Origin of the sequence: Alcanivorax sp., from assembly GCF_051117345.1 — a bacterium.
Taxonomy (GTDB): domain Bacteria; phylum Pseudomonadota; class Gammaproteobacteria; order Pseudomonadales; family Alcanivoracaceae; genus Alcanivorax.
Genome location: NZ_JBNPEC010000209.1, coordinates 1 through 22,808, shown reverse-complemented (window position 1 = coordinate 22,808; position 22,808 = coordinate 1). Strand labels below are relative to the sequence as shown.

24 protein-coding genes are annotated in these 22,808 nt (G+C 58.5%); 16 read left to right on the top strand and 8 right to left on the bottom strand.

The features are described from left to right. From ACFE0K_RS13380 to ACFE0K_RS13370, 3 genes are all read left to right on the top strand, one after another. Window positions 1–256: hypothetical protein (locus tag ACFE0K_RS13380; protein WP_434536532.1), on the top strand; the 256-nt coding region annotated here is incomplete at its 5' end. A 126-nt stretch (window positions 257–382) separates the two neighbouring features. Beyond that, window positions 383–1,042: an alpha/beta hydrolase gene (locus tag ACFE0K_RS13375; RefSeq protein ID WP_434536531.1), complete on the top strand. Its 660-nt coding sequence runs from the start codon at window positions 383–385 to the stop codon at window positions 1,040–1,042. A 282-nt stretch (window positions 1,043–1,324) separates the two neighbouring features. Next, on the top strand, window positions 1,325–1,804 hold the full coding sequence (locus ACFE0K_RS13370) for a hypothetical protein (protein WP_434536530.1): 480 nt from the start codon (window positions 1,325–1,327) through the stop codon (window positions 1,802–1,804). Between the two features lie 227 nt (window positions 1,805–2,031). On the opposite strand, the gene ACFE0K_RS13365 is transcribed toward ACFE0K_RS13370, so the two are convergent. From ACFE0K_RS13365 to coxB, 4 genes are read right to left on the bottom strand one after another with little or no spacing between them, the layout of a single operon-like run. Further along, on the bottom strand, window positions 2,032–2,910 hold the full coding sequence (locus ACFE0K_RS13365) for a cytochrome c oxidase subunit 3 (RefSeq protein WP_434536529.1): 879 nt from the start codon (window positions 2,908–2,910) through the stop codon (window positions 2,032–2,034). Window positions 2,911–2,939: 29 nt separating this feature from the next. Next, window positions 2,940–3,515, bottom strand: a complete 576-nt coding sequence (locus tag ACFE0K_RS13360; RefSeq protein WP_434536528.1) for a cytochrome c oxidase assembly protein — start codon at window positions 3,513–3,515, stop codon at window positions 2,940–2,942. Window positions 3,516–3,543: 28 nt separating this feature from the next. After that, window positions 3,544–5,160, bottom strand: coding sequence for a cytochrome c oxidase subunit I (gene ctaD, locus ACFE0K_RS13355; protein ID WP_434536527.1), 1,617 nt, complete (start codon window positions 5,158–5,160; stop codon window positions 3,544–3,546). A 14-nt stretch (window positions 5,161–5,174) separates the two neighbouring features. Next, on the bottom strand, window positions 5,175–6,383 hold the full coding sequence (gene coxB / locus ACFE0K_RS13350) for a cytochrome c oxidase subunit II (RefSeq protein WP_434536526.1): 1,209 nt from the start codon (window positions 6,381–6,383) through the stop codon (window positions 5,175–5,177). Window positions 6,384–6,783: 400 nt separating this feature from the next. Here coxB and ACFE0K_RS13345 point away from each other — a divergent pair, with 400 nt between their 5' ends. Continuing rightward, a complete protein-coding gene (locus ACFE0K_RS13345) occupies window positions 6,784–7,113 on the top strand; it encodes a DUF1820 family protein (protein WP_297770556.1) in 330 nt (109 codons plus the stop codon). A 473-nt stretch (window positions 7,114–7,586) separates the two neighbouring features. Here ACFE0K_RS13345 and ACFE0K_RS13340 read toward each other — a convergent pair whose 3' ends face one another. Continuing rightward, entirely contained in the window at window positions 7,587–7,844 is a 258-nt protein-coding gene (locus tag ACFE0K_RS13340) for a twin transmembrane helix small protein (RefSeq protein ID WP_052042991.1), read from the bottom strand. Between the two features lie 161 nt (window positions 7,845–8,005). Here ACFE0K_RS13340 and ACFE0K_RS13335 point away from each other — a divergent pair, with 161 nt between their 5' ends. The 8 genes from ACFE0K_RS13335 to ACFE0K_RS13300 all read left to right on the top strand — a co-directional run bounded on the left by ACFE0K_RS13335 (window position 8,006) and on the right by ACFE0K_RS13300 (window position 15,447). Beyond that, window positions 8,006–8,761: an SURF1 family protein gene (locus tag ACFE0K_RS13335; protein ID WP_434536525.1), complete on the top strand. Its 756-nt coding sequence runs from the start codon at window positions 8,006–8,008 to the stop codon at window positions 8,759–8,761. Beyond that, entirely contained in the window at window positions 8,761–9,375 is a 615-nt protein-coding gene (locus tag ACFE0K_RS13330; RefSeq protein ID WP_434536524.1) for an SCO family protein, read from the top strand. Before ACFE0K_RS13335 ends, ACFE0K_RS13330 begins: the two co-directional genes overlap by 1 nt. A 13-nt stretch (window positions 9,376–9,388) precedes the next feature. Continuing rightward, window positions 9,389–10,459: a COX15/CtaA family protein gene (locus tag ACFE0K_RS13325; protein ID WP_434536523.1), complete on the top strand. Its 1,071-nt coding sequence runs from the start codon at window positions 9,389–9,391 to the stop codon at window positions 10,457–10,459. Between the two features lie 2 nt (window positions 10,460–10,461). Then, on the top strand, window positions 10,462–11,373 hold the full coding sequence (gene cyoE / locus ACFE0K_RS13320; protein WP_434536522.1) for a heme o synthase: 912 nt from the start codon (window positions 10,462–10,464) through the stop codon (window positions 11,371–11,373). A gap of 233 nt (window positions 11,374–11,606) precedes the next feature. Continuing rightward, window positions 11,607–12,062, top strand: coding sequence for a DUF962 domain-containing protein (locus ACFE0K_RS13315; RefSeq protein WP_434536521.1), 456 nt, complete (start codon window positions 11,607–11,609; stop codon window positions 12,060–12,062). 319 nt (window positions 12,063–12,381) lie between these two features. Beyond that, entirely contained in the window at window positions 12,382–12,969 is a 588-nt protein-coding gene (locus tag ACFE0K_RS13310) for a LemA family protein (protein WP_434536520.1), read from the top strand. A 10-nt stretch (window positions 12,970–12,979) separates the two neighbouring features. Continuing rightward, complete coding sequence (locus ACFE0K_RS13305; protein ID WP_434536519.1) at window positions 12,980–14,887, top strand: M48 family metallopeptidase; 1,908 nt, start codon at window positions 12,980–12,982, stop codon at window positions 14,885–14,887. 194 nt (window positions 14,888–15,081) lie between these two features. After that, on the top strand, window positions 15,082–15,447 hold the full coding sequence (locus ACFE0K_RS13300; protein WP_434536518.1) for a hypothetical protein: 366 nt from the start codon (window positions 15,082–15,084) through the stop codon (window positions 15,445–15,447). Between the two features lie 313 nt (window positions 15,448–15,760). Here ACFE0K_RS13300 and ACFE0K_RS13295 read toward each other — a convergent pair whose 3' ends face one another. Beyond that, the gene (locus ACFE0K_RS13295; protein WP_434536517.1) at window positions 15,761–16,807 is read right to left on the bottom strand and encodes a GNAT family N-acetyltransferase; all 1,047 of its coding nucleotides are present in this window, start codon (window positions 16,805–16,807) and stop codon (window positions 15,761–15,763) included. A 303-nt stretch (window positions 16,808–17,110) separates the two neighbouring features. Here ACFE0K_RS13295 and ACFE0K_RS13290 point away from each other — a divergent pair, with 303 nt between their 5' ends. Both ACFE0K_RS13290 and ACFE0K_RS13285 read left to right on the top strand, forming a co-directional pair. Then, the gene (locus ACFE0K_RS13290; RefSeq protein ID WP_434536516.1) at window positions 17,111–17,707 is read left to right on the top strand and encodes a cold-shock protein; all 597 of its coding nucleotides are present in this window, start codon (window positions 17,111–17,113) and stop codon (window positions 17,705–17,707) included. 62 nt (window positions 17,708–17,769) lie between these two features. After that, the gene (locus tag ACFE0K_RS13285; protein WP_434536515.1) at window positions 17,770–19,314 is read left to right on the top strand and encodes a sodium:solute symporter; all 1,545 of its coding nucleotides are present in this window, start codon (window positions 17,770–17,772) and stop codon (window positions 19,312–19,314) included. On the opposite strand, the gene ACFE0K_RS13280 is transcribed toward ACFE0K_RS13285, so the two are convergent. Next, window positions 19,266–19,916 (bottom strand): hypothetical protein, encoded by a 651-nt coding sequence (locus ACFE0K_RS13280; RefSeq protein WP_434536514.1) that lies wholly within the window; start codon window positions 19,914–19,916, stop codon window positions 19,266–19,268. The two genes, ACFE0K_RS13285 and ACFE0K_RS13280, sit on opposite strands and share 49 nt — an antisense overlap. Further along, a complete protein-coding gene (locus tag ACFE0K_RS13275; RefSeq protein ID WP_434536513.1) occupies window positions 19,906–21,201 on the bottom strand; it encodes a sialidase family protein in 1,296 nt (431 codons plus the stop codon). Before ACFE0K_RS13275 ends, ACFE0K_RS13280 begins: the two co-directional genes overlap by 11 nt. A 244-nt stretch (window positions 21,202–21,445) precedes the next feature. Here ACFE0K_RS13275 and ACFE0K_RS13270 point away from each other — a divergent pair, with 244 nt between their 5' ends. Next, window positions 21,446–22,153 carry an START domain-containing protein gene (locus ACFE0K_RS13270; protein ID WP_434536512.1) on the top strand — a complete coding sequence of 236 codons (708 nt, stop codon included), beginning with the start codon at window positions 21,446–21,448 and terminating at the stop codon, window positions 22,151–22,153. 95 nt (window positions 22,154–22,248) lie between these two features. Further along, a partial coding sequence (locus ACFE0K_RS13265; protein WP_434536511.1) for a lysophospholipid acyltransferase family protein occupies window positions 22,249–22,808 on the top strand: 560 nt, incomplete at its 3' end.

Here is a 22,808-nt window from a genome sequence, read left to right as displayed (position 1 = left end):
GGATAAACTGCTCAAGGCCGATGAAGCCCGTGCTGTGGAAGAAGCCCGCGGCACCATCGACGCTGCGCTGGAAAAAATGCGCCAGGAACAGGGCCATGAACTCGCTCGACTGAAGGCGCTGCAGGCCAAGAACCCGGCAGTGCGCGACGAGGAAATCCAGGCGCTGGAAGCCCAGACTGACGCATTGGAGAAAGTGCTCGGCGAAGCCCGCTGCCAGCTGGAAGCGGTGCGTGTGATTGTGGCCGGCGGAGTTTAAGACGTAAGCCAAAGGCACCACACCAGGCGACCAAGCGCCTCTATCGTAGGAGCCATGCTTGCATGGCTCCTACACTGCAACCCATTCGCCGGGCGGAAAATACCCCCGACCAGCCAAGGACATACCATGAGCGAACTGTTGAAGTGTGTGGAAATTGAGCCGGCAGGCGACGCCACGGCTACCGTGATCTGGCTGCATGGCCTGGGGGCCAGCGGTCACGATTTCGAGCCCATCGTGCCGGAGTTGAAGTTGCCTGCGGGGCTGGATGTGCGCTTTGTCTTTCCCCATGCGCCGGAGATTCCCGTCACCGTCAACGGTGGCATGGTGATGCCCGCCTGGTACGACATTCTCGCCATGGATATCGACCGCAAGGTGGACGAGGCCGGGGTACTGGCGTCCGCGGATGCGGTGGATGCCCTGATCGAACGCGAAATCCAGCGGGGCATTCCCGCCCAGCGGATCGTTATCGCCGGCTTCTCCCAGGGCGGTGCCGTGGCCTATCAGGCTGCGTTGCGCCACCCGCAACAGCTCGCCGGCCTGCTGGCCCTGTCCACTTACATGGCCATGCCGGTCACTCCTTCTGCCGCCAATGCGTCCCTGCCGGTCATGATCTGCCACGGCAGCAATGACCCCATGGTCCCGGAGGTACTGGGTCGCCGGGCCGCAGAAACGCTCACTGGCATGGGCTATGCGCCGGAATACCTGACCTACCCCATGGAGCACATGGTCTGCCTGGAACAGATCCGCGATATCGGGCAATGGCTGAGCAAAGTGCTCTCGGCCTGACCTGACCATCACCCCTGTTTACCATTACCACTCCCCTGTTGTGCTGGTCTTGCTTGCAAGCTCCCAACAGGGGTGCTGCCAATGATTCTGCAGTAAAACCAAACACCTCCCGTTCAAACGCTTCCATAAAATGCATTTTATTGCATTTTTTCCTTCCGCTCTGAGCATTGCCTTCAGACGCGATGCATTACGACGTTTTACGCTTCAAACAGAGCCTTTCACAGCAAAAACCGGTCTCTTGTTGTCAGATGAAAAGAAGCCTGTCGTAAGAGAGAAATAGTTATGAAAGTAGCGACATTACCGAAGCTGGTACTACTGGGTAGCGCATTGAGCCTGCCTCTGGCCAGTCTGGCACAGCCGCCCGCCTGGGCCGGCAAGGGGAAAGGTCCGGCGATGCAACAGCAGGAAAGCCACGAGCATGAATACCGCCGTGATGACCGCCACCGGGATTACCGCGACTATCGCTACAGCGACCGTGAACGAGACGCCCTGCGCCGTCATCTGAGCCAGAGGGATTACCCGTCTCTGCCGCCTGGCCTGCAGAAAAAAGTAGCCCGCGGCGGGCAGCTACCGCCGGGCTGGCAAAAGAAATTGCAGGTGGGCCACACCCTTAACGGTAACCTTGACCGTTATGGACAGCGCCTGCCGGTGTATGACGGTATCCGCCGAATTGACGGTGTCAGCGATGTGGTTATCGACAATGAGGTGGTCAGAGTCATGGACGCCACCCAGACCATTATTGATGTGTTCGGGATTCGTTAACGCCGTGATCAGTTGAAAGTTTAAAGTTCAAAGTTGAAAAGCGCGGGCGGCGGGTTTTGTTCTGAAGTTCCGTGCCCGCGAATTACCGTTAATCGCGGCGACAACTTGGCAAAGCTTGAGTATCTGGCCCGCGTTTCAACTTTAAACTTTGAACTAAAAAAGCCGCGCCCCTTTCGGAGCGCGGCTTTTTTCATGTTACCTGCAGCGTGGAGCGTGCTGCGGCCTGCTTACAACCAGTAAACGGTCACGAACAGGAACAGCCATACCACGTCCACGAAGTGCCAGTACCAGGCACCCGCTTCCCAGGCAAAACAGTTATCCGGGCCGAAGTGACCCTTGATAACACGGATCAGGGTGATCAGCAGGAAGATGGTACCGATGGTCACATGGGCACCGTGAAACCCGGTGAGCAGGAAGAACAGGCTACCGTAGATGCCCGCATCCAGGGTCAGACCCATGTCATAGGCGTGCACATATTCCAGACCCTGCAGGCCCAGGAAGATGGCGCCCAGTACCACAGTGATGGCCTGGAAGATGATCAACTTGCCACGCTGGTTTTCCAGCAGGGCATGGTGGGCGATGGTCAGGGTGATGGAGCTGACCAGCAGAATGGCGGTGTTGATGGCCGGCAGACCCCAGGCACCCATAGGGGTGGTGGTGGTGCCGTCCGGCGTAACGGTCAGGGGCCACATGGCCTGGAAACCCGGCCACAGCACTTCGTGGGTCATGGCGTTGGAGCCTTCGCCAGACAGCCACGGAATGATCAACCAGCGGGTGTAGAACATGGCACCAAAGAAGGCGGCAAAGAACATCACCTCGGAAAAGATGAACCACAGCATGCCCTGGCGATAGGAACCGCCCAGTTGATTGCTGTGCAGACCGCCCACGGATTCCTTGATGGTGTCGCGCCACCAGGCGGCAATCACCAGCAGCAACCAGGCCAGGCCGATGAAGAACAACGGCTTGCCGAAGAAATTCGGCTCCATGGTATCCATGGTGCTCTGCTGGATAAACTTGGCACCGCCAATGGCGGTCATGAACAGGCCGATGGACGCGGTCAGCGGCCAGGGGCTGCTCTCGGGAACGTAATACTTTTCAGTAGCCATTCGAAAATCTCCTCTACAACCGGCTGTTATCAGTTCACAGCCACGCTGTTATTTTTACCGGCGACCCGCTCTGTCACATCGAAGATCGTATAAGACAGAGTGAATTGGTTTATATGACGTGGAATTTCCGGGTCCAGATAGAAAATCATCGGCATGTCCTTGCGCTCTCCGGCGGCCAGGGTCTGCTGGTCGAAGCAGAAACACTGGGTCTTGTGCAGGTAGCGCGCAGCTTCCCCCGGTGTTACGGAGGGGATGCTCTGGGTAATCATGTCGTCTGATGTCGGGTTGCTGGCATAAAAATGTACCAGGGTAATTTCCCCCGGATGCACCTTGACCCGCTTGGTCTCAGAGGTGAATTCACCGCTGATACCGTCGCCTTTCTGGGTAATGAATTCCACCGTCACGGTACGATCCGCCACCACCTTTTCCGGTGCTTGCGTGGCGGCCGTACTGGATGTCTTGCCGTTCAGGCCGGTGATGTCACAGATAACGTTATAGAACGGCACCATGAGGAAGGCGAAGCCAAACATGGCTACCGCCCAGATCAACAGCTTTTTCAGCGTACGCTTGTTGCGTTCTTCCACGCTGAGCTGCTTTTCACTCATGGTGCCCGCTCCTGTCCGTTACCGGGACTTACTTGACCACCGGCGGGGTATCGTAGGTGTGGAACGGCGCCGGAGACGGCACTTCCCATTCCAGACCTTCGGCCCCATCCCAAGGCTTGGCCGCTGCTTTTTCGCCTTTCTTCATGGCGCACAGCACGGCGACCGCCAGGAACAGCAACTGGGACAGACCGAACCAGAAGCCACCAATGGAAATCCAGAAGTTGTAGTCCGCAAACTGCAGCGCGTAATCAGCGTAACGACGCGGCATGCCCGCCAGACCCACAAAGTGCATGGGGAAGAACAGCAGGTTGGCGGAAATCAGGGAGTTCCAGAAGTGCAGTTCACCCAGGGTCTTGTTGGGCATCACGCCGGACCACTTCGGCAGCCAGTAGTAGGCGGCGGCGAAGATGGAGAAGATGGCGCCGGTCACCAGTACATAGTGGAAGTGAGCCACTACGAAGTAGGTGTCATGGTACTGGAAGTCCACCGGGGTAATCGCCAGCATCAGACCGGACAAACCACCACAGGTAAACAGCACCACGAAGGCAATGGCCCACTTCATTGGCAGCTCGAAGCTCATGGAGCCGCGCCACATGGTGGCCACCCAGTTGAACACCTTCACACCCGTGGGTACGGAGATCAGCATGGTCATGTACATGAAGAACAGGGTGCCGGCCAGCGGCATGCCTACGGTGAACATGTGGTGAGCCCATACCACGAAGGACAGCAACGCAATGGACGCGGTGGCGTACACCATGGAGGCGTAACCAAACAGCGGCTTGCGGGCAAAGGCCGGGATGATCGCTGACACGATACCGAAGCTCGGCAGGATCATGATGTACACCTCGGGGTGCCCGAAGAACCAGAACACGTGCTGGAACAGTACCGGGTCACCGCCGCCGGCGGCATCGAAGAAGCTGGTGCCGAAGTGACGATCCGTCAGCATCATGGTCACCGCACCGGCCAGTACCGGGATTACCGCGATCAGCAGGAAGGCGGTGATCAGCCAGGTCCAGACGAACAGCGGCATCTTCATCAGGGTCATGCCAGGGGCACGCATGTTGAAGACGGTAACGACCACGTTGATGGCACCCATGATGGAAGAAATACCCATCATGTGAACGGACAGGATGAACAGGTCCGTGGAATCCGGGCCATATTTGGTGGACAGCGGCGCGTAGAAGGTCCAGCCGAAGTTCGGCGCACTGGGGTTACCGTCACCGAACGCACTCATGATCACGGAACCGATCAGAATGGTGAAGGCAAACGGCAGGATCCAGAAGGACCAGTTGTTCATCCGCGGCAGCGCCATATCCGGCGCGCCAATCATCAACGGAATCATCCAGTTGGCCAGGCCAACCGTGGCGGGCATCACCGCACCAAACACCATGATCAGACCATGTACGGTGGTCATCTGGTTGAAGAATTCCGGATCGACAAACTGCATGCCGGGCTCGAGCAGCTCGGCACGGATCACCATGGCCATAAAGCCGCCAGCGAGGAACATGGCAAAGCTGAACCACAGGTACAGAGTACCGATATCTTTGTGGTTGGTGCTGAACAGCCAACGTTTCAGGCCGGTCGGGGCGTGGTGATGATCGTGGTGATCGTGGTGATCATCATGGGTTGCAGCTGCAGTAGACATTGCTATCCCCTCCCTTATTCGTGGTCGTTAACGTCGGCGGGCTGGATCAGATCGCCGGTGTCGTTGCCGAAAGCGTTACGCTCATAGGTGACCACTGCCGCAATCTGGCGCGGGGTCAGCTGAGCCTTAAAGCTGGGCATGGCAGCACGGCCATTCACCAGCACATCGATGTGTTCGTTCAGGTGTTCCGGCTTGGTCGCGAAGTCAGTTCCCGCAAACGGCAGACCAATACCGCCTTCACCATTGGCACCGTGACACAGGGCACAGGCGCTGGCGTAAGTCTGCTTGCCTTCTTCCATGGCCTGATCGAGACCGGTGAAGGGTGTCAGATCCGGGCCAGAAGCGGCTTTCTCTTTCTCTTCAGCAACCCAGGTTTTGAACTCGTCTTGAGTGACCACTTCTACAGCGATGGGCATGAAGGCGTGGTTCTTGCCACACAACTCCGCACACTGACCGTAGTAAGTGCCTTCTTTACCTTCCGGCACCAGCGCCCACATTTCATTGACGAAGCCAGGGATAGCGTCTTTCTTGCCACCGAAATCCGGTATCCAGAAAGAGTGGATCACATCATCGGAGGTGACCAGGAAGCGGACTTTCTGACCTGACGGGATGATCAGCTTGTTATCCACTTCCAGCTGGTAGTTGTGGTCCTTCTCGGGAGCTTCCTTGCCGACCAGCTCTTTCGCGGTGCCGTAAGGGAACAGGCCACCGGACAGCACCGGATTGTTGTACTGCTCCGGCGGCGTGGCCAGGTTGGAGAAGAAAGACACGCCAATGTCGTTATCGTCTTCGTAGGTCAGGTACTCGTAGCTCCACTTCCAGCGGTAGCCGGTTACCTTCACCGTCAGTTCGGACTCGGCACTATCGTCAATCTGCACCAGAACGCGGGTAGCAGGCACCGCCATGGCAATCAGAATCACGAAGGGAATCACGGTCCAGAGCACTTCCAGGAAAACGTTTTCATGGAAGGAGGACGGATTGGGGTTCTTGGCGCGGCGGTGGCTGATCATGGAGTACACGATCAGGCCGAACACCAGCAGACCGATGACGGTCACAATCCAGAGAACGGTGGTGTGAAGATCTTGAATATCCTGACTGACCTGGGTCACCCCCGGTCGCAGGTCGAGTTCGGAACGTTCGGTCCAGTCGCTGGCGAAGGTCATACCACTGATCATCAGTGACGTCAGACCAACCGCCGCGCGGTGGAACAGAGTTGACTGCATGCGTTTGCTCCCTGTTTTCCCCAGCATGGCCTCGTAGGGCATGCTTGTTCTTTGCCGTCACCGGCACCTGGAAAGCGAAGTTTCAGGATGATGCCGTGGAGCCGCAGCCAACGCCTTGTCCCGCAGACCTCAGCGACCAAGGGGGCGGCCACTAACAGGGATCGTGCGGGCGGCAAAATCCAATAAAATCAAATAGCTAGAAATCAGCACGGTCGATTCCACCAGATTGCCACAGGTGCGGCAAATTGCCCCACTGCATATATGGGCGCCAACTCTAGTCATTCGCTTGGCCAAAGTCCAGCCGAAAGGTAGGGTTTATCAAGCCTTTCAGGCAGATACGAGCCCTCCTCATCGTGCTAGACTCTGCTCCCCTTTACCACACACAGCTTGTACCACATCCATGTCAAAACGACGTCAAATCTACCGGGTGATATTCCAGAATCAGGGTCATGTGTACGAGATCTATGCCTCGCAGATATACCAAAGCGACCTGTACGGGTTTGTCGAAGTGGAGGAGTTTCTGTTCGGGGAAAGGGCCAGCCTGGTGGTGGACCCGGGTGAGGAAAAGCTGAAGCGGGAATTCAACGACGTGATGCGTTCCTTTATTCCCCTGCACGCAGTCATCCGTATTGATGAGGTGGAAAAGGAAGGGGTCGGCAAGATCATCGAGTCCAGTGGCGGCAACATCACCGCTTTCCCCATGCCCCCCGGGCCGGCACCGAAGAAGTAAAGCCCCCTCCTCTGTGAGCAACAGGCAAAAAAGAAGGGCGTCAGTCTCGCTGAACGCCCCGAGGGTTGCCTGATGTTACAAGAGGAGAAAACGTGTCTTGCTTAAGTGATTTGTCCGGCGGGGACGATAAAGGTTCCGCCAGCAGGTAAAAAAAACGGCTATCGGGCTCAAGCCTGGGATTTGAACGAATCCCGCAGCGGCTCGCCGGTATTCAGCGCCACCTGCTCGGCGCGGGCCAGCAGCCGCACGAACAGAACCACCATGACTCGGGTCATCCATTCCATAACGCAGCCTCCAGACAATTAGGGGGTGGGGTGAAGCGCATCCTGCTCCCTGGTCATCCTTAACTGACCCTTCACCACATTTGCCCGCACCCGGCGGGCTCAGCAAGTCAGAGGCTCGCCAAGAGGATAAGTTCGAGGTGATAACGCGCTTTTACCTGACTTTTACAACCGGGCTATTAATAGAAGCCGTTATTGCGCCTGGTCGGTCTGCTCGATGGGCTGGCCATAACGCTTGGTGGGATTCACATCATGGGGCTGAATCCAGCCCATCACCATGCTCAGCAGAATGAACAGGAAGATCACCGCCGAAAAACCTACCCGCCAGGCCAGAGCCCGCATGGTCTTGCCCGACTTGCCGTCGTCCTTGACCAGGGAGAACAGGGCCCGTCCCAGCGACACCACTGCCGCAATCAACAGCACGATGACAATCAGTTTCACCCACCACATAAAATCACTCCGTCTCGATTGCCCCTTCACCCCCACTTGGCGGCAACTCGGGTTTTACTATGTACAATGTGCCGCCATTGTAATGGCCGCACCTTCCAGTACACGCTATAGTCCTCTTCAGACCGCTCAGAACGGATGCTGCAACCCCTAGTGAAACGACCATGTCCATCAACAAAGGCCGCAGCCCGGTTCTGTCCTGGATCGCCTTTCTGGCCACCCTTGCGGTTGCCGCCATTTGCCTGCGGCTGAGCTGGTGGCAACTGGAGCGGGCAGAGGAAAAACGGCTGTGGCTGGCCGCACAGGAAGAAAAGGCCCGCCAGCCTGCCGCAGATCTGCCTGACTTGCTGGCCGACTCGGCGCCCCTGCACCGGCAAGCCGCCGTCTCCGGCAGCCTGGATAACGCCCACAACGTGCTGCTGGACAACCGCATTCGCAACGGCGTGGCCGGCTACCACCTGCTCACCCCGCTGCAGACCCGTGAAGGTCATTGGGTACTGATCAACCGGGGCTGGCTGCCTCGCGGAGCCCGGCGGGAACAATTACCCGAGATTCCCGCCATCAACGGCCGGATAACCGTGGCAGGGACGGTATATCGCCCCTCCCGGGAGACATTTGTGCTCCAGAACGCTCCATTGCCAGACAATCAGTGGCCTTTACGGGTACAGAAAGTGGATTTTGACGCCATTGGCGAAAAACTTGGGGTAGAATTGGCGCCCTTCGAAATCCGGGTGCGCCCGGATCTGGTTCTGGGCGGTCATCCCCCTTTGCCACGCCCCTGGCAGGACATCGCCCCCATGGGCCCGGACAAGCACAAGGCTTATGCGCTGCAGTGGTTTGCGCTGGCAATGGCGGCCCTGCTGATATATGTTGCCGCCGCCGTGCGCAACCGGCGAAAGACGCGAGAGGAACACGCCTAATGTCTCCACGCACCAAGAACATTGCCACCCTGTCGGCAATCGTTGCTCCTTTTCTCCTGTTCTTTCTGGCGGGCCGCTTTCTGATCGATCCCTGGGAACTGCCGCGGGAAAACAAGGGCCAGCTACTCATTCCCCATATCGACATGGCCAACCTGAAAGCCGTCAATGACGACGGCGACGCCTATACCGGCGACGACATGGCCGGCCTTTGGACCCTCCTGTATGTGGCTGGCAGCGAGTGCGATACCCGCTGCAAGAACGGCCTGTATTACCAGATGCGTCAGGTGCGCCAGACGCTGGGCGCAGATGTGGACCGGGTGCGGCGAGTCATCCTGCATACCGCTCCGGCAGGTGACTCCCTCAACGACTTCTTGAACAACAACGTGAAAGGCATGGTATCGATTCATGCCGAACCACAAACCGTGAATGACGCCCTGGCGCCGGTGTATGAAACCACCGCCGGTGAACCGATTGGCGATATTTTCCTGGTCAGCCCGGACGGCCAGATCTTCATGCGTTACCCCACGCACGAAAACATGGATGCCACCCTGGAAGAGGCGGAAAACATCCGCGTCGATCTCAAACGCACCCTGAAAGGGTCTCTGATCGGTTAACGGAACGCTATCTATGCAAGCGCTTACTCCTTCACAAATCTGGCTGCGCCGGCTGTCTTTACTGGCCGTTTTCATGGTTGCCGTCGTGATTATCCTGGGAGCCTGGACCCGCCTTTCCGATGCCGGTCTGGGCTGCCCGGACTGGCCCGGCTGCTATGGCCACCTGGATGTCCGCAAGGCCATCGACCATGTGAATACCACCAACGACTCCTTGCCCGGCAGCTTGCGCGAAGCCCACAAGACCGTGCCGGAAATGGTGCACCGCTACTTCGCCTCTACTCTGGGCCTGGTGATACTGATCATCGCTGCCCTCTCCTTCATCAACCGCAAGCAGGAAAAGCAGCCCCTCAAGCTACCCCTGTTTCTGGTGGCGCTGGTGATCTTCCAGGGTATTCTCGGCAAATGGACGGTGACCATGGGTCTGCAACCCACCATCGTCATGCTGCATCTGCTGGGCGGCTTCACCACGTTTACGCTGCTGGTGTTACTCACTGCCCGCCTCTACCGCTGGCCCCGCTTTCTCAATGATTGCGACGTGCGCATGCTCAAACCGATTGCCTCCATCACCCTGATCGCCGTGATCCTGCAGATCGCCCTGGGCGGCTGGACCGCCAGCAACTACGCGGCGGTGGCCTGTACCGACCTGCCGGTGTGCGAAGAAGGCTGGCAGGATCGTCTGGATTTCGACGAGGCCTTTATTTTCTGGGGCCACGAACATGACAAGCCGGACTACGAATACGGTGTGCTGGATAACGATGCCCGCACCACCATCCACGTGATGCATCGCTTCGTCGCTCTGCTGGTAACCCTGCTGGTGCTGGCACTGGTCGCCAAGATCCTGATCCGCGCACGCAGTGTATTCTTCCGCAATTTCGCACTGGGAATCTTCGCCCTGCTGGTGGTGCAAATCGCCCTGGGGCTGAGCAATGTGATGTTTGCCGTGCCTCTGGATGTGGCCGTCGCCCACAATTTCGTGGCCGTACTGCTGCTCGCCAGTCTGGTACTCTTCATCCGTGCGATTAATGTGAAATGCGGCCAGAGCCAACCGTCTCCGTCCACATCGTCCAAAGCGCAAGGAGCGTGACCATGAGCCAACCCGCCACCTGGCGCGACTATCTGGCCCTGACCAAACCCGGGGTTGTCATGCTGCTGATGGTGACCGCCGTGGCCGGCATGTTTCTGGCCACCGAGCCGGCAGGCATGGTGCCGATGCACATCTTCATCCCGGCCTTTCTGGGGCTGACCCTGGCGATGATGTCGTCCGCGGCCATCAACCAGATCATGGACCAGAAAATCGATGCGATCATGAAACGCACCGAAAAACGCCCACTGGTTGCCGGTAAACTGAGCCCGAAAGCAGCCATTGCCTTCGCCGTGCTGCTGGCGGCGGCCTCCATGGTCATGCTGTATTTTCTGGTCAACCCGATCACCGCCTGGCTGACCCTGTTCGGCTTTGTCGGTTATGCCTTCATTTATACGCTCTATTTGAAACGCGCCACGCCGCAGAACATCGTGATTGGCGGTATCGCCGGCGCCATTCCGCCACTGCTGGGCTGGGTGGCCGTCACTGGCGAAGTCCATCCCTACGCCTGGCTGCTGGTGCTGATCATCTTCGTGTGGACGCCGCCGCATTTCTGGGCCCTGGCCATTCACCGTCGCGATGAATACGCCAAGGCCGACATTCCCATGCTACCAGTGACCCACGGCATTCCGTTCACCCGGGAATCGGTGCTGTACTACACCATTTTGCTGTTTATCTGCACCCTGCTGCCCTACCTGACCGGCATGAGCGACCTGATCTACCTGCTCAGCGCCCTGATCCTGGGACTGGTGTTTCTGTTCCACGCGGTGCGGCTGCGGTTTTCCGATGACCCGACACTGCCGATGAAAACCTTCGGCTATTCCATTACCTATTTGTTCGCGCTGTTTACCGCGCTGCTGGTGGATCACTATCTGCCAGTGACGCCACAGACCGTGGCCGGATGGCTGGGAGCCTGACGGGATTCATTGATAATTGAGAATGGAGAATTGATAACTACGCGAGCCGCGTATGCAGGTTCTTCAAACAAAGAGGCCGCGCCCAAACTTTGGGCGCGGCCTCTTTCATTTCAGACCCGAAAAAACCAGGCCGCGCGTTATCAATTCTCCATTCTCAATTATCAATTGCCCCTCGCAATCCGCCCACCTGTTGGCGTTATACTGGCTGTATAACGACAAACCGGGAGGACCTCATGACAACGCGCACCATGGATGAGTGGCTGGACGCCTACGGCGAAAGCCACCAGAACCCCACCAACAAGAAAGTCCACTTTGTCTGTGTACCGGTGATCTTCTTCAGCATCGTGGGCTTCCTGTGGGCCATCCCTGCCCCCTTCTTTGCCGGCTTCTGGGCCTTTCTCACCCTGGTTGGCGTCACCCTCTATTATGCTCGGCTTTCCCGTCCCATTGCCCTGGGCATGCTGATTTTCAGTCTGGCCTGCCTGTTCGTCCTGTCACGGATCGCGGCGAGCGGTGCCAGCGTCTTCTGGGTATCACTGGTCCTCTTTGTGATCGCCTGGATCGGCCAATTCTGGGGACACAAGGTGGAAGGCAAGAAACCCTCCTTCTTCGAGGATATCCAGTACCTGATGATCGGCCCGGCCTGGATCATGGGGTTTCTATATCGGAAATGGGGTATCAAATACTGACAGCCTCTCTACGAAACCACTGTAGGAACGGAGCGTAGCGGAGTAACGCACGCAGTGCAGTGCGGCCCGAAGGGTGAGCGAAGCGAATACACCTCTTGAGGTGCGAACCTGAGCACTGGCGAAGGAGTAGGGGTGATCCTTGCTTCAATGCTTTATCTATAGAATGCTTTTGGCGCTAACCTCGAGCACATCCCTCGTTATCGCTCGGTTCGCACCTCAAGAGGTGCTCCTACAGCGGCTTCGTAGCCCCTCCTTCCCCCTCTACGAGTTTTGCAGTAGTTTATAGCCACAATAAAACTGCACGGGGAAGGCTATCGTCATGGGGACTCTTATTTTTATCGGCATTATCGTCGCCGTTATCATCTACATCATTGCCGTCTACAACCGCCTGATTGCCCTGAAGAACCGTTTCAAAAACGGCTTTGCACAGATTGATGTGCAGCTGCAACGCCGCCACGATCTGATCCCCAATCTGGTAGAAACCGCCAAGGCTTACATGAGCCACGAAAAGGACACCCTGACCCAGGTGATCGAGGCGCGTAATCAGGCGGTGAGTGCCAAGAAAGCCGCAGCCGAACATCCCGACGATGGTGGCGCGGTGAGCAACCTGGGCAAGGCCGAATCCCTGCTGTCCGGTTCCCTGGCCAACTTCTTTGCACTCAGCGAAAACTACCCGGACCTGAAAGCCAACGACACCATGGCTCAGTTGATGGAAGAACTGAGCAGCACGGAAAACCGCATCGGCTTTGCCCGTCAGGCATTCAATGATGCGGTCATGAACTACAACACCTACCGCGAACAATTTCCGCAGAATTTCATTGGCGGCCTGTTTGGCAGCTTCAAGGAAGCCCAGCTTCTGAAAATAGAAACCGAGGAAGCCCGCAAGGCAGTGAAAGTCAGCTTCTGAGTCTGCGACCATGGATTTCTTTCAGCATCAGGAGCGGGCCCGCCGCAAGACCGGGCTGCTGGTCCTGTATTTTTTCCTGGCCGTTGTTGCCATTCTGGTCTGTGTGAATCTGGCACTACTGCTGGCATTTGCCTGGATGGACGTGCACCTCCCACCCGGCCAGTGGCTCACTCACCCCATGACGCTGGGGATCAGCCTGTTCACCCTGCTGGTAATGGTGTGCGGCTGCCTGTTCAAGACCTGGCAATTACGCCGCGGCGGCAAGGGCCTGGCGTCCATGCTCGGCGCTCGCCCGATTGACCCGGACACCCGCCACAGTGACGAAAAGACACTGATCAATGTGGTGGAGGAAATGAGCATCGCCTCCGGCATCCCTGCCCCGCAGCTCTATGTACTGGACAAGGAAGAGGCGATTAACGCCTTTGTCGCCGGCTTTCGCCCTTCCGAAACCGTGCTGGTGGTTACCCACGGCACCTTGAAGAAACTCGATCGGGGCGAACTGCAGGGTGTCATCGCCCACGAATTCAGCCATATTTTCAATGCCGACATGCGCCTGAACCTGCGCCTGATTGCCGTGCTGGCGGGCATTCTGGCACTGGGCAAGATCGGCGAATTCATGCTGCGCGGCTCCTCCCGGCGAAGCGCTTCCAATCGCAAGGGTAACAGCCTGGTGCTGGTCGGCCTGGCGCTGGTTGTGGTGGGTTATCTGGGCTTGTTCTTCGGGCGGCTGATAAAGGCCGCCATTTCCCGCCAGCGGGAATTACTGGCCGACGCCTCGGCGGTCCAGTTCACCCGTAACCCGGCCGGACTGGCCGGTGCGCTGATCAAGATTCGTAACGGCGATGGCTCCCATCTGGATTCCGTGCACGCCGAAGACATGAGCCATATGTGCTTCGGGGAAACCCTGGGCTTTCGTTTCCGCAACCTGCTGGCCACTCACCCACCACTGGACGAGCGTCTCGGTGCTCTGGGCAGCGACTGGGTTGCCCGAGCCCGCACTCGGGCACGCAGCGCCGGCCAGTCCGGCACGCCCTCCCCGGCGTCCATGCCGGAAGGTGTGGCAGCGTTCAGCGGTAGCAGTGACGCGGGTAATGGTGAATCGACCGGGGCCAGCCCGGCACCGTCCAGTCGGGTGGGCACCGTCAATGAGGCTGATGTGGGCTATGCCCGCTCGCTGCTGGAAGTCATTCCCGCTGATCTGCACAAGAAGCTCCACAACCCCGGTCAGGCAGAACTGGCCTTGTATGCCCTGATCATGAGCAGCTCGGACAGCGATCCGCAAAGCCTGCTGAAGAGCGCCGGCATGAGCGAACATCTGTCTGTCTTGCAGCCGTTGAGCCAGCAATTGTCCGACCTGGGTAGCCGCCTGCGCCTGCCCATCATCGACCTGGCACTGCCCACCCTCAAGGGGCAACCCTCGGCCCAGCGCAAGGGGATTCTGGAACGACTGGCCACCCTGACCCGAGCAGACCAGCGCACCACCCTGTTCGAGTGGGCATTGGTTGCCCTGGCCCGCCAACAGCTCGACGACCACGCCAGACGCAATCGCCATACCCGTTTCCATCGCTACCGCGCGGTGGCCGGCGAGCTGCAACTGGCGTTCTCGGTGATGACCTGGGCCAGCGGCGCTCGCGACGAGCAGGCCCGGGCCTTGTTCCGGCAAGCCAGCCATGGGCTGCTGCCCGAGGCCCGCACCTTGCTGCCACTATCCCAATGCAGCAGTCAGCGACTGGGACAGGCGCTGGATCGGCTTGCCGACCTGTCTCCCCTGCTCAAAGGGCCGGTGATCGACGGGCTGGCGGACCTGGTGTTAACTGACGGCAAGGTACAGGTGAGTGAAGCCGAGATGCTGCGCGCCATGGCAGCCTTGATGGAGTGTCCGCTACCGCCGCTTTTTGCGGGCAATCAAAGCCAATAAATACGCACTTCAAAAAAATGAATAATGTTCATTTGTGCGATATTTCCTACACTCTTTGCAGCAAATCTCCCCTGTGTTTGCCTGAGATTGCAGGCAAAATGCAGTCATCGCCAGAATCCTGCCACCGGTCGCAGGTGGTGTGATAAGCAGTGAATATTCAGGGACGATCCAAGAGCAAGGCCGAGGAAGACGCCATGGAACCGAACAAAGCCAGTACCCGCAATGCCTGGGATGCCGTTGCCAGCACAACCACGCAACTCAGAGACGGCAGCCTGGACCCTGCGCTGACCGCCTGGGTGAAAACCCAGGGGTTCAATATCAATAGCACGGTCTTTTCCAGCGTCTGCCGTTTTGACGAAGGGATTTATACCGGCACCCTGGTGGATCACCACGGCCATGCCTGGGAATTTCTGGCAGACCTGTCCGACCCCGAAGGCAGCGATCTGGAAGATGTCACCGCCAGCCTGGGCCCCAAATCCCCGGACCACCCCAACGCCGATCTCTGCGACCTGGTCACCATGGCCATTTACTACCAGCGCGAACAGCAGGTAGCGGCTTAACACCAAATAAGAAACCGAAGAGCGGGAATTCCGGCAAGGTATTCAGCCTGCCGTAGGAGCGTCGCTGGCGGCGCGATTCGAGCCTGGATTCAATGTAGGAGCACCGCTTGAGGTGCGAACCGAGTGTAGCCGAGTACAGAGAGGTGCGTTGAGGTATTGTCTAAAACCAGTCGAGCGCTGACATTCCTGATCGCCCTGCGGGCGATTTCCTTGCTGCGCAAGGTTCGCACCTCAAGAGGTACTCCTACAGCGGCTTCGTAGAGAGCACCAAAGCTGGGGAGCATCCTGCCCTTTCCCAATCCCACAAGTGTAGCTAGTCTCCGCCCCCTTTCCTGAACGGCAACAGGGTCATCGCCTCTTCGCGGTAACGCTGGACGTGCGCCGCTTCTTCCCGGCAGAAATCTGCAATGGCGTTATGAAAAGCCGGTTCACGCAGGTGGTGCATTGACCAGGTAATCACCGGCTCAAAGCCGCGCAGTATCTTGTGCTCCCCTTGCACACCCGGATCAAACGCCGCCAGCTGCCGCTCAATGGCAAATTCGATGCCCTGGTAATAGCACAGCTCGAAATGCAGGCCGTCCCGCTCTTCCAGGCAGCCCCAATAGCGTCCGTAAAGACAATCCGCATCGAAAAAATACAACGCGGCAGCCACCGGCCGATCTCCCTCCCGGGCCAGCACCAGCATCAGCTGATCGGCCAACCGTTCGCCCACAGTAGAAAAGAACGCCTCGTTCAAATAAGGCAACTGACCCCGTTTCAGGTAGGTGCTGGCATAGCATTGGTAGAAAAACGCCCAATCGCTGGCGCTGATCTGCCCCCCTTGATGACGGGTAATAGTCAGCCCCTGCTCCTGAACACGGCGCCGCTCCTTGCGGAGGTTCTTGCGCTTGCGGGACTGAAACTGGCCCAGAAAATCATCAAAATCCCGATAATCCCGATTAACCCAGCGAAAATGGCAGGCCTGCCGGGATACCAGCGGCAGCTCCTGCAACTGTTCCCGGCAGGCCGTATCCGGAAACAGCAAATGCCAGCCACTGGCCTGCTGCTCTCTCAACGCCTCCTGCACCCCGGCCCAGAGCGAATCCGCAGACATTTCACCCCGCCATCGAGGACCAGTGACCGGCGTAAACGGTATCGAGGTGACCAGTTTCGGGTAGTAGTCCAGGCCGTGGCGGTGATAGGCCTCCGCCCAGCTGTAATCGAACACATACTCACCCCGGGAATGGCTGCGTGCGTAAAGGGGCATCCAGCCGCCACCGATTTCAAGGTGACAAGGCTGCCAGCCGGTTTTCGGGGTAACCGCCCCACAGCCCTGCAGGGCATCGAAAAAGGCGTCGCTGAGAAACGGATAAACAGACACTGTCACTCCAGTTGGGCTTAGGGATGCTGTTAATACCCCCTTTCGTGCTCAGCCAGGCATGAGTTTCGCCGCCGGCTTGGGTACAATGCGCGGATTGTACGGTTCAATAACCTGTGCCGACGGCTGGGATCTCGTCGCAAACAGTGCTGCCGTGCGATACCGCCTCGTTTCCCGGCGGTTTTACAGAGACTGTTTCAGGCCAGCGCCACCCATTGTGACCGCATATTCTCCGCGAAGCAGCGGCGTAATGGCCAGAAGCGGCTACTTTTATCACTCATTGCTCAACAAGGTAACGTCAATTTCATGAATGTCTCCAAACCCCTGACCGTTTTTTATGTCGTTGCAGCCCTGTTACTGGCCATTCCCGGCGCCTGGCTGCTGTTTGCTCCTGAAATGGCACTGATCACTATCCACGAGAATCTGGCCGTGGTGAAATTTTCCAACATTCACAGCCAGCAAACCGGCCTGGGCCTGCTGCTGGCGGCTGTCGTCAACCTGGTCTGCCTGCTCGGCGGCGGTCAGCGCCTGCCACTGCATGTGGCGGTATTTTTCTACCTGGCCGGCCTGGTGGCCAGCCATGGCAGCGTGGTGTTCGCGGATCAGTGGTGGCTGTGGCTGCCAGTGCTGGTATACCTGCTGCCGCTGCTGCCACTGGGCAAACTGATACCGGCCAAACTGCCCCTGGGCGGCAACGGCCAGCAGCGCGGCGAAGTGAAGTGGTTCAACCCCAACAAGGGGTTCGGCTTCATCCTCACCGACAGTGGCGAGGAACTGTTTGTACACTTCAAGGCCGTTCAGAACGGTGGCCGTCGCAGCCTGCGCACCGGCACCCGGGTCAGCTTTGATACCCGCATGTCCGACCGCGGCGAACAGGCGGATAACGTCTACATCGAACAGTAACGCAGCATGCCGCACGCGGCGGTGTGTTGCGTGCAGCATGCTGCCTGTAGTGGAAAATAATAATGACATTGGCAATCGCTGACTGGGTGGTCCTGGCGGGCTACCTGTGTGTGGTACTGGGCATCGGCATCTACTTTTCCCGACGCAATACCAGCACCGAAGAATATTTCGTTGGCGGCCGTCGCTTTCGCGGCTGGGTCATCGGGCTGTCGCTGGTGGGTACCTCCATCAGCTCCATTACCTTTCTGGCCTACCCCGCCGACGCTTTCAAGACTGACTGGCTACGCTGCCTGCCCAACCTGGCCCTGTTGCCGGCCATGCTGGTGGCGGCCTTTGTCTTTCTGCCCTATTTCCGGCGCGGCAATATGACCAGCGCCTACGAATTTCTGGAACAACGCTACGGCCCTTCCATCCGGGTCTATGGCGCGGTCGCCTTTCTGGTGGCACAGGTGGTGCGCCTGGCCATGATTCTGTGGCTGTTGTCCCTGCTGATTCAGCAGGTCACCGACCTGTCCCCTGCCACCGCCATTGTGCTGGGCGGCCTCTTTGTGGGGCTGTACACGGTGATTGGCGGGATCGATGCGGTGATCTGGACCGACGTACTGCAGACCGTGGTGCTCCTGCTCGGTGGGTTGCTGTGCCTGTGGGTGATCCTGGATGCGCTACCCGGCGGCCTGGGGCAAATTTTTGATCAGGCCGGCAAGGCCGGAAAATTTGCCCTGGCTCCCTGGGAGGACGGCGCCCCCGGCGAGACCTCCTGGTCACTGTCGCTGAGCGAGAAAACCGCCACCATGATGTTGCTGATCGGCCTGACCAACTGGCTCACCGAATATTCCAGCAACCAGAATACCGTGCAGCGTTACTGTGCCTCCCAATCCACCGCCGAAGCCCGCAAGGGGTTGTGGGTGTACCTGTTCACCGCCCTGCCGATCTGGGCCTTCTACATGTTTCTGGGCACCGCCCTGTGGGTGTTCTTTCAGGTCTACCCGGATGTACAGGCCGGCGCCATTCTCAGCGGCGAGGCCCGCGCCGAAACCCTGATGCCCTACTTCATCACCAATTACCTGCCCGCTGGTGTTGCCGGTCTGGTGATTGCGGCTGCCCTGGCGGCGGCCATGAGCTCACTGGATTCCAGCATCAACTCGGTGACCACGGTGAGCGTGGTAGATCTGTACCGGCGCCACTTTAACCCCGGCCAGGATGACCGCCATTACCTGAAAGTCGCCTGGGGCATCGCCGTGGCCGTCACCGGCCTGATGATTGCCGGGGCCCTGTGGCTGAATCAGGCAGACACCAAAACCCTGCAGGACACCTCCACCATTCTGGTGTCATTGCTGGGTGGCGGTATGCTGGGGCTGTATCTGCTGGGCTTTTTCAGCGATCGGGGGGATGCCAGGGCAGCCTGGTGCGGGATTGCCTGCACCCTGGTGTTCACCGGCTGGACCGTGCTGACCAACAAGGGGTTATTGCCGGAGTCGCTCAGCGCCCCCTTCGACCTCTATTACACTGGCCTGATCGGCAACCTGCTGATGTTTGTGGTGGGGTATCTGGCCGCCAGTTACTGGCCGGCCAGAGCATCGGATTTGTCGGCCGATTCCCGCGGCTGATTCTCTGCCGGTGATGGCTGTTGCGGGGCGGGCATGGCCCGCGCCTGCAACAGCCGATCCCGGATCAGCCAGCCCGCCGCCCAGAGCACCAACCAGGGATCAATCAGATAGTCCCACAGGTTGTCACTGACCAGCAGATCGGCACCAAAGGCCAGTTGCGCCGCCACCAGGATCAGACAGGTGGCATAAGCGCGCAACACCCAGGCCAGCAATCCCAGTAGCAACAGCGCGGTACTGAAGCCGAAATTGCCAAAGCCCAGGGCATAGGGATCGGCATAACTGGACCCCATGCTCATCGGGTAGAACCACAGCGCCATCAATACCAGCATCAGGCAGGCGCCCCTCAGCTGCTTCAGGGGGAGCCAGTAATGGCCGGCAATACGATGCTGGATCGCCAGCATTGCCAGCAGGCCGGACGTGATACTGAAACCTGCCAGGTAGCTGATCACCCACGGTGCCAGCCCCCAGGGAAACGGCAGCACAGCCCAGACGAACACCACCACGGACAGCATGATCCGCCCGCGCACGGATAGCAGCGATGCGCTGATACGCAGCTGTACCGCCACCAGCACCAGGGCACAGACCAGAATATCAAGCGTCATGATTCTGCTCCTTGCCGATGCTCTTGCTGGGGGAATCCGCTTTCAACCAGACGTGGCGAATCGCGGTTTTGTTCCAGGTGTACACCATGTGCAGATCACCATTGCGGGAACGAATCATGTAGGGGTAGTCGTACTGGAATTCACAGCCAAGCCGGCCGTCACACTTGTTGTGACGGGCCCGATCCAGTAGCTGCGCTTCTTCTTCCGGTTGGACATCACTGTCCAGCTCCGGCTCAATCAGCGCACTGAATTGCTGTTCGGTCATTTCCTCACCACGCCAGCGCTCCCGGTCATGAAAAGTCCAGCGTTCCTGCCAGTTGCTGCCGCCATCACGGGTTTCCCGTATGCACAGATCATCCCGCTCATGGCGATTGCAGTTTGCCGCCACCAGCCAGTGACCTTCTTCCATGGCCAGACCGCTCAACGCGGCACTGGGGTTTTCCAGGGAAGAATATTCCAGTGCGTCCCAGTGCCAGCCCCCGTCGTGGCTCTCTGACTGATAGAGAAAGCCGTTGTTGGGCTCGTGCTCATTGCGCAGAAAGGTAACCGCATGGGTAGGGCTGTCTACCAGCACCAGAGGCTGGATGGCCTTGCGGCCATGGCCGATGCGGGCCTTGCCGAGAATCTGACTATCCTTGTCCAGCCGCAGGATTTCGCCGAACTTGCCAATCATTTCATGATAGACCGGCAGACCGATGGTGCCATCGCTATAACGAATGGGGGCCGTTTTCACCAGGGTGCTGATATTGAGGAAGGGGGTGGTGACCAATGCCTGATCGAAGCGCCAGCTCTCGCCCTGATCGAAGGATTCCATCACCACAAGCCGGCTCGCAGCCCAGCCGCCAAAACTGACCGCCACCACGAACAGGCGCATACGGCCATCCTCATCGAGAACCGGCACCACATTACCCAGCTTGCGAACATGCCGTCCCCATCCCTGGGCAATCTGCTCCCGGGTGATGACCGGCTCTTCATTGGACCAGGAGCCGGACTGCGGATCGAACACCGAGGAGTGGATGGCCACATCCGCCGCCCCTTCACGGCTGCCAGCGAACCAGAAGGCGCGAAGGGTGCCATCCGGCAACTCCACCATGGAAGCAGCATGGACCAACGGAGTATCGCCATCGGACACAAATGCACTACGCCATTGCGAGTTGTCCGGCACCTTGCCCTGTGATTCCACCACCATGGTTGGGCCGGGCTGCCAGAGATGGGACGGTGAAGCGGCAAAATACCCCGCCACCAACGCAGCCCCAACAAATAGATGAAATGCACGTTTAAGCATAGATAGCTGGCCAAAAACCATTTTTATTGTGTCAGCGAATCAGGTGCGCCGACCTGGGGCAGGCAAGTCTAGCAAAACCGCATAAAATTGCCTGCCATCGAAGCGCCGAATGACAACCGATTATCCGAAGCGGGCAGCAGAAACATACGGCAACGGTCAAAATATGTTCAGCGGTATCTCAATAATGGCATAATGCCGCCGCACCCGATTCTAATAACAGGCATGCAAGGACTCACCCTTTTCTATGGACAGACTCATTGTTCTCTTTCTGGCACTTTTTATTGCCATCTTTGCCCGGGCTGCCGACAACGACGAGCTCGAAGACTGGAAACTGGTCAGCGACCGCAACGACATCCAGGTCTACATGAAGCACCGGGATGAGTCCCGGCTGAAGACCTTCCGCGGCGTGACCCACTTTACGCTGGCGGATGAATACTCACTGGTCGCCCTGCTCAATGATTATCCGTCCTATCCGAAATGGCTGCACTTTGTAGACAGTGCGGAAGAATTCAACCGCATCAGCCCGCTGGATCGCTCCCTGCGCTTTACCACCCAGCTACCCTGGCCACTGGCGGACCGGGAAGCCGTTTTGCGGGCCAAGGTCACCCAGACCCTGACCGAAGACGAAGAATCAGTGATGGTGGACCTGATCAACCGCCCTGACGCCCTGCCCCCCAATAATGAGTATATCCGCTTCCCGGAAATGACCGGCAAACTGGGCTTTCGGCGCCTGGGCAACCAGGAAGTGGAAATGACCTACGAGCTGATTCTCGACCCCGGCGGCTACATTCCCGCCTGGATCGCCAACATCCTGCTGCGTGACGCCCCCTACTTCACCCTGGAGCGGTTACGCCGCATCGTCAGCAAGCCGGAGTATCAGAATCACTACTACGATTACCTGGACTTGCACGGACCCGGTCGCCCGGCGGCGGTTGTGGACAGCAGCGAATAACCAAAACGTAACAAAGTGATTATCAGTCTGTCATTTTCGGCCAGCTCTCCATTACCATAAGGACACACCCGAACAGGTACGGAGAGCACCCCAAAATGCGGCTGTTTTTCTTCCTCTATAGCTGGCTTGTCTTTGTTCCGCTGATGGCAGCCACCACCCTGCTACTGGGAGCGCTCTGCCTGTTGCTGGTGTTCTTCCTGCCCGCCGACCAGGTAGCGCGCCTTACCGCTGTACCCTGGGCCAGGCTGTGCCTGCTTTACAGCGGTGTGCGCGTGGATGTCCATGGCCGCGAACACCTGCAGCCAGGCCAGAGCTACGTGATCGTCGCCAACCATCTCAGCCAATTCGACATTTTTGTACTGTACGGTTACCTGGGCGTGGATTTCCGCTGGGTCATGAAACACGAATTGCGGCGGATGCCGGTAATCGGTATCTGCTGCGAAAAGCTCGGTCATATCTTCATCAACCGCTCCGACACCCAGGCAGCTATTGCCAGCCTCAACCAGGCCCGCACCCGTCTGGCCAACGGCGCCAGCGTGCTGTTCTTCCCGGAGGGCACCCGCAGCCGTACCGGCCAGATCAAGCCGTTCAAGAAAGGCGCCTTCAAGATGGCCCAGGACCTGCAACTGCCGGTGCTGCCCGTCACTCTCACCGG